Origin of the sequence: Bariatricus sp. TF06-38A (genome assembly GCF_027690675.1) — a bacterium.
GTDB lineage: Bacteria > Bacillota > Clostridia > Lachnospirales > Lachnospiraceae > Allocoprococcus > Allocoprococcus comes.
The window spans coordinates 42,682-49,573 of sequence record NZ_JAQFCE010000026.1; the positions used below are offsets into that span (position 1 = coordinate 42,682).

Annotated in this window: 6 protein-coding genes and 1 pseudogene; all 7 read right to left on the bottom strand. The window is 47.7% G+C overall.

What is annotated here, in order from left to right; all coding sequences use genetic code 11:
- Positions 1–111: 111 nt before the first annotated feature.
- The gene (locus tag PG418_RS15815; RefSeq protein ID WP_008370312.1) at positions 112–1,005 is read right to left on the bottom strand and encodes a NifB/NifX family molybdenum-iron cluster-binding protein; all 894 of its coding nucleotides are present in this window, start codon (positions 1,003–1,005) and stop codon (positions 112–114) included.
- A gap of 173 nt (positions 1,006–1,178) precedes the next feature.
- Positions 1,179–3,050 carry a recombinase family protein gene (locus PG418_RS15820; RefSeq protein WP_243138329.1) on the bottom strand — a complete coding sequence of 624 codons (1,872 nt, stop codon included), beginning with the start codon at positions 3,048–3,050 and terminating at the stop codon, positions 1,179–1,181.
- A 105-nt stretch (positions 3,051–3,155) separates the two neighbouring features.
- A complete protein-coding gene (locus PG418_RS15825; protein WP_083256431.1) occupies positions 3,156–3,323 on the bottom strand; it encodes a transposon-encoded TnpW family protein in 168 nt (55 codons plus the stop codon).
- A gap of 428 nt (positions 3,324–3,751) precedes the next feature.
- Positions 3,752–3,985, bottom strand: a complete 234-nt coding sequence (locus tag PG418_RS15830; RefSeq protein ID WP_069988586.1) for a helix-turn-helix domain-containing protein — start codon at positions 3,983–3,985, stop codon at positions 3,752–3,754.
- A gap of 5 nt (positions 3,986–3,990) precedes the next feature.
- Positions 3,991–4,422, bottom strand: coding sequence for a sigma-70 family RNA polymerase sigma factor (locus tag PG418_RS15835; protein ID WP_083256506.1), 432 nt, complete (start codon positions 4,420–4,422; stop codon positions 3,991–3,993).
- Positions 4,423–4,904: 482 nt separating this feature from the next.
- Positions 4,905–6,233 carry an MATE family efflux transporter gene (locus tag PG418_RS15840; protein WP_069988587.1) on the bottom strand — a complete coding sequence of 443 codons (1,329 nt, stop codon included), beginning with the start codon at positions 6,231–6,233 and terminating at the stop codon, positions 4,905–4,907.
- Between the two features lie 332 nt (positions 6,234–6,565).
- A pseudogene (locus PG418_RS15845) lies at positions 6,566–6,892 on the bottom strand (TraG/TraD/VirD4 family protein); the annotation flags it as partial.

Consider the following 6,892-nt stretch of genomic DNA (forward strand, 5'->3'; position numbering starts at 1 on the left):
AAATCTCCCTTCCGTTGTCTAAATTATCGATTTTCAAAAATATAATCTTAGTATTTAAGCGCCTCCTTTATGACGAAATAAAAGGGGCGCTTAAATCACTTTTCATATTTATTATTTTACTTCTACCAGTTCGATCTGGAAGTTCAGTTCTTTTCCAGCCATCTCATGGTTGGCATCAAATGTGATGTTGGTTTCTGTCTTTTCGGTTACGGTTACCGGGAATGGCTGTCCATACTGGTTGGTCAGATATGCACGTGCACCGACTTCCAAATCTTCTGATCCAGGAAGCTGTGCGATTTCCAGCGTGAAAATGGCGCGTGGATCCGGCATGCCGTAAGCTTCTTCCGGCATCAGATGGATGTTGATGGTCTGTCCTACTTCCATTGTTGCAACGGCTTTATCGTAACCATGGATCATCTGTCCGGCTCCGCATACAAATTCCAATGGCTCTCCGCGGTCATAGGAAGAATCAAACTGGGTACCATCATCAAAGGTACCTCTGTAATGGGTACGGCAGGTCTTTCCGACATTCGGACCTTCAAAATCCGGCACATGTGCGCCACCACATCCGCTGCATCCACTGCAGTGTCCGCCACAGGAATGTTCTTCTTCAGCAGAAGCTTCTTCTGTTGCTGTTTCTTCATGCTGTCCACAGCAGGAATGACCTTCTTCGTGGTGATGGTCACAATTTGTACCTGCAGATTCCAGTTCTCCTGCAAGATAGGCATTCACTGCCGCATCTACTTCTCCTGCTGCACCGGATATAACTTTGATACCGGCTTCTTTCAGCGCTTCTTGTGCACCTTCTCCGATACCGCCACAGATCAGAACATTTGCACTCTGCTCAGAAAGGAATCCTGCAAGCGCACTGTGTCCGGCGCCGCCAGCATGAACAATCTGCATGGAAGTGATCTTTCCGTCTTCTACCTCATACATTTTAAAAGTTTCTGTCTTTCCGAAGTGCTGGAAAATAGATCCGCCTTCGTATGTTACTGCTATTTTCATTTGTAAAATCCTCCTTGAGATACCTTTACTCAATAGTATAACATATGGATTGCGAAACGCATAGAAAAAGTATACAATAATGAAAGAAATAATGAGACAAAACGAAAGAAAAAAGGGACTGGAAAAAGGCGTGGTTCCGTAAGAAAACATTTATGTGAGAGAATCGGCGTAGTTTAGGCTACGCCGGTTTTCTTTTCTTTTTGGGCTGCTTGGGATTGCTCCCTTGCTTCCTCAAAATCAAATGCACCAATGAAGTTATAGACAATCTCAATTTCTCTGACCTTAATGCGCGGCTCGTTCTCGTCCGGCGTGTAAACCTCGGAGATATAAATTTTATCCACAAACTCCCGGAGAATGGAAGCGTCAAGCTGCTGCATATCGGTGTACTTTCTGACCGCTGCAATGAACTGCCTGACGTTGACTTTCTGCTTCTCCTGTTCCTTGACTTCCTGCCGAAGATGTTCGACAAGATTTGTAAGGTTGGTCTGTTCCAGCTCATAGTCACGGGACAGTTTGATGAAACGCTCGTCGGAGAGCTTGCCGGAAATGTTATCCTCATACAGTCGCTTGATGATAACATCCAGCTCGGCAATCCGCTTTTGCGATTGCGCCAGAGTATCTTTCTTTTGTGCCAGCTCCTTATCCCGTTCCCGCAGGCTTTGATCTGCGGCCCGCTGCACAAAGTCGTCCTCATACTGCGTCACATACTGAATGGCTTCCCGCAGGTTTCGCAGCACGATTTCTTCAAGGACAACGCGCCGGATAGAATGGGTCGAACATAAAGTGCGGTCTTTACGGTAAGTTGAGCAAAGGTAATATTCCTGTTCAGGTTTGAAGTGATTGGCTCTGCACAAGTACATCTTTCCGCCGCAATCCGCACAGAACAGTAGGCCGGAGAACATACCCATGTCGCCCATCTTAGTGGGACGGCGGCGGCCTTGTCGGATTTTCTGGACGATCAGAAACACGCTTTCCTCAATAATAGGTTCCTGTGTGTTCTCAAAGATCACCCAATCCGCCGGATCATTCCATAATACTTTCTTGCTCTTGAACGATTGCTTGGAAGTTTTGAAGTTGACCGTATGGCCCAAATAGTCAAGGCGTTCCAAAATATGTACTACCGTCTTTGTTGCCCATTTATAAGGGTCAGTTGGCCGTTTAGATGTTGTCGGCAAGTCGTTTTCGTAGCAGTAAGCAACAGGCGAAAGAACTTTATTTTCTTGGAGCCATTTTGCAATTTGCGTCGGCCCCATGCCGTCCATGCACAGTGCAAAAATCTTTTGGACAACAGCGGCAGCTTCTTCATCCACGATCCACCGCTTCTTGTTCTCCGGGTCTTTCTTGTACCCATAAGGCGGGATAGTGGTAAGGTGTTCGCCGGAGCGTCCTTTGGATTGCCACGTTGCCCGGATTTTCTTGCTGGTGTCCTTGGCGTACATTTCATTGAATACGTTGCGGATGGCGGTAAATTCGCTGTCCCCGCGCACACTGTCCACACCGTCATTGACGGCAATAAAGTGGACGCCGTACTCTGGAAACAGCATTTCCGTATACATCCCGACTTGCAGATAGTTACGCCCGAACCGGCTCATATCCTTAACGACAACGCGCTTGATCTTGCCCGCCTTGATGTCGGCAAGCATCCTCTGGAATCCGGGCCGGTTGAAGTTGGTTCCCGAATATCCGTCGTCCTCGTCGTAGTGGCGGATGGCTGTATAGCCGTGATCCCGGCAATACTTTTCCAAAATCCGCTTCTGGTTGCTGATACTGTTGCTCTCGCCGTCCAGCTTATCTTCTTGGGAAAGACGCTCATAGCAGGCGGTAATGCCCTCGGCTTCCTCCTGCGGCTGGCTGTGGACATAGAATTGCAGCACCGTGTTTTGGATGGCCGTCTTGGTTTCCTCGCTCAACGGCGCGTCGTTGGATACGCGCTGAAAGGAAGTGACTGGCTGTTGGTACATTTGATTGTCAAGGTTCAAAGTAGTATCGTTATTCCGTGTCGCACGGGAGTTCCGTGCAATCACCATTTCCGGCTGTTTGCTCATAAGTTCCTCCTATTCCGCAGCCGGAAAACGAGGCATGATACAAGTATATTATACCATATCATGCCCCATCCGTCTGCTTGTAGGAAATGAAAAAATCTTTAATTTTTAAGTGGCTGCCTTGCTCAAATCATTTTGAAGCAGCCGACGGATTTTCTTGACTGCGGTTTCTTTCGCGCCGTCTTTGACGGTCGCTTTCACAATATATCGAACGCCTCCGATCTCGTACTGACGTACTACGGGGGCGGTCTGGTTCTGACTTGTTACTGTACTCATACAGTAATCCCCCTTTCGCTTACATTGGTGTAAAACGAAATGGGCAGTACGGACGGCTGTTGGCGCAGCTCCACGGGAATTTCACCCCCGCGTGGTTCTCACGCGGCCCTACCTATTGCCTGCGACGCTTTTAACGCTCGGACTTGGAAACCCCGGAAAAAACGGAGCTTCGTTTAGCTATAAGGGAGTATCATTGTCGCTACCTCCGCTGTTTAAGAGCTGCCTTGCCCTCGGCCCGGTGGTTCTCGCTCTCTCATAAGATATGAGGTCATGGCGCACCACGCCGATGCGGAAGTTGCAGAATGTGTCCGCTGCCCTATGATGCGCCGCCGTTATCTTGCGGGCATTTTTGTCAAGGAACTGTGACGCCACAGACCTTTTGCTGGCGGGGAAAGGGTAAGCCGCTGCATCCAGCCGGGCGGTTATCGTTAAACTTTAACGATAGCTTGGATCAACCTGATTTCTAAGCACCGTTTCATGTACTCGTCCACACACAAATGAGGATAGCCGTCCTCGTCATAGAGCGTCCGGGTACACAGACAATTCATGTAATTGTCATAGTACCGAAGCAACCGTTCTACGGCTTGGGGATCGCCTGCACGGGCGGACACATACACTGAAAGGGGCAAAGGCTCTTTGCCTTTGTAGGCAGGTTCTTTCATCCGCGTCAACCTCCTTCCGGCATGAGCGCCATCAATTTTACACGCAACTCTTTCAGTGTCTTTGTCCTGTGGCGCTGGACGGCGCTGCGGGACATCCCTGTGAGGCTGGCGATCTCGCCGTCTGCCATATCCAGTACGCAGTACAGGATCAAAATGCTTTGTTCCTGTTGCGGCAGGTTGGCAAAAGCGTCGGCCACAAGCTCGTTGTCGATATGTAAATCGTACCCATGAGAGCTAAATACAAAGCTGTCGCTGGGGTAGCGGTCTACGGTGCAGAGCTTGTCCAACTCATGCTGCGGCAGGTCGCTGAACGTCGTTTCACGATCTCTTTGACGCTTCATATTCCGCAGATAAGCCCGTGCCTCATTCTTCAACACTTTTTTGCAAAAGGCATCGAACTGGCCTTGTCCATAGTCGCGGGGGATAGCTTCCATCATTTTCACCCCCTTTCTGTTGGGGGATTGGGTGGTTCTCTCCCTTTCCGCTACTACTAATCCTGCGATACCCTTTGCTGCCCGCTGCACGCCTCCTTTTTGGACTTTTTTTTGAAAAACTTCCAGAGCAAATTTGAAACCGCAGAAATGACAAAATTCGCCCGACAGGTCGTAGACCCACCGAGCGAAAATGAAAGCAATATGAAGTTTATTTACATTGTATAGTTCATACTGTTGGCCGGAGCTGCCCCCTGTTGGGTATAGGCTTTTTTTAACAAGCTATGCCTTTGAAAAACAGGACATATCAGCATGGCGGCTCCCTCCGTGGGCCGCCGATCCTGTGCCGGGCAAAGAGAAGCGGCGGCCTTGATTACTCAAAGCCGCCGTTGGTCGTATGGGCGCGTCAAAAGGGCTACTGGGCGACGGCTTTTTTTCTTTGCCGTCGTCCGGCAGCTATTTCAACATATTATGTCCGAAAGAAGTCGTTACGCTTTAATGTTTCCTTTCTTCCTTATAAGAACTGTCCCCGTCATAGTAGCTGCAAGACTGGCTACTATATGACTAACCAGTACCGCAACCCAAATCCCGTTTAGGCCAAATCCCAAATAAGATAGCAAATAGGCCAAAGGCATCCGAACCACGATATAATAGAAAATCATCAAGAACATACTTATTGACGGTTTTCCCATGCCGTTAAGCGCACCCAAATAACAGTTTGTGACTGTGTTGAGAACATACCCGATGCTGACAATCAGGAAATATGTACCGACAATGACCGCGACATCGCTGCTCCTGACGAACAGGCCGGAAAGCTGTTTGGAAAATCCAACCACCAGAACAGAGAGGATCACAAGCAGGCCACACCCATATCCCAAAGCGCATTTCAAATAGTCTTTTGCTCGATCATATCGCGCTCCACCAGCGCATTGGCCGATGATTGTAGTTAAAACCATGTTCAGAGCCATAGCCGGATAGAACAGGATAGTTTCCAGTTTTCCCGTTACCCCATAAGCCGCTATTGCCGTTACACTATATGTACTAACGAGTGCCGTAAGGGAAGTTGTGCTGATTGCTGGAATACTTTGCTGAATTACAGAGGGAATTGCTTTTTGAATCAGCAGCAGGACATCACTGCAATTAAAAGCAGAGATTTTGAATGTAAATAACTTTTTCTTTTTCAGATAGGTCAGCATAAACAGCAGGCAAATCATCTGTGAAAGCAATGTCGCAATCGCGGCACCATGAAACCCGATGAAATGAATAAAAACAGGATCAAAGACGGCGTTCAAAATGGTTGATACCAGCATTGCAACAGCCTGAAACATGGAATTACCAAAGCTACGCAAAACCGCAGTGAAATACAAGTAGAGGTAAACTGCCAGATAGCCAAGGATATAAATTGCCAAATAGCTGTATGCCATATCATAAGTTTCGGCAGGAGTGTTCAAGGCTTTCAAAATTCCCGGAAGAAAAATTTCAAGCAAAATGGTGACAAGTAGGGAAAATGTCACTGCTACGCAGAACGATGTGGCTATCAAACTTTCGGCCTTTTTCTTATCCTTTGCACCAATGGCTTGGGAGATCAAAATAGACACACCGTTTGTTGCTCCCATTGCAACAGAAGTCAAAATTAAAATGATAGGGGTAGAATTTGTTAAAGCGGCATAGGCCGTTTCACCGAGCAGATTTCCGATCCACAGACTGTCTACAAGGTTATACATCATATTAAGGAACATGGCGGCAATCATCGGCAGCGCCATTGCCATAAGGCAACGCTTTGTGTTACCACCTATAAAATCAATTTTCGTTGGCATAAATAGTCTATCCTTTCCATAGATAATGAATGAACAACATTCATATTGAAGCCCAAAATAAGCACCGCTGTTTGCGGCACGCTTAGTTGAATGAAAGCTATTCATTTCCTGCTTTTTGAAAATCCCCCGTCCCAAAACGGGGGATCATCTCAAAGGTGAAGTGCAAATATGAGAAATTCACGAATCCGTTTGGATTTATCTTCTTGTGTAAGATCGTCTGCCAGTAGAATACCAAGCTGCCCATATACGCAAAATGTCGCGGCGGCCTGCAAATCATCGAAATGGATTTCACCTTTTTGTTTGGCACGTTGCAGCAGTTTTTCTACAAGTGGCACCAACTCCTTTCCTAACTTCTGATAATTCAATCCGTGAGAGGTCTGTGCGCCCCGGTTTTCGCTCTGGTTGTAGCTGTCGATGGTTTCTTTGCCCAGCACGTCAGAGATTTCCTTGGCGTTCTTGCCCCGCCCACTAAGAAAAAGCGTGCAGTCGCAGTTATCGGAAATGATTTCCGCAGCGTCCTTGTAGATGGCCTTTAACTGTGACTGGCTTTGCAAAATAATAGAAGCCGAGATTTCACGGCTTCGGATGGTGGCGATCAGCTTGTCAAAGTTGGGTATCTGGCCGAATAGCGATAGGTAAGCCTCTGGCGTTTCCACCTC

Excerpts from the sequence above, each read along its gene's own strand:
- PG418_RS15825 (WP_083256431.1), bottom strand. The coding sequence starts at position 3,323 with ATGAGTACAGTAACAAGTCAGAACCAGACCGCCCCCGTAGTACGTCAG.
- PG418_RS15820 (WP_243138329.1), bottom strand. The coding sequence starts at position 3,050 with ATGAGCAAACAGCCGGAAATGGTGATTGCACGGAACTCCCGTGCGACA.
- PG418_RS15830 (WP_069988586.1), bottom strand. The coding sequence starts at position 3,985 with ATGAAAGAACCTGCCTACAAAGGCAAAGAGCCTTTGCCCCTTTCAGTG.
- PG418_RS15835 (WP_083256506.1), bottom strand. The coding sequence starts at position 4,422 with ATGATGGAAGCTATCCCCCGCGACTATGGACAAGGCCAGTTCGATGCC.
- PG418_RS15840 (WP_069988587.1), bottom strand. The coding sequence starts at position 6,233 with ATGCCAACGAAAATTGATTTTATAGGTGGTAACACAAAGCGTTGCCTT.
- PG418_RS15815 (WP_008370312.1), bottom strand. The coding sequence starts at position 1,005 with ATGAAAATAGCAGTAACATACGAAGGCGGATCTATTTTCCAGCACTTC.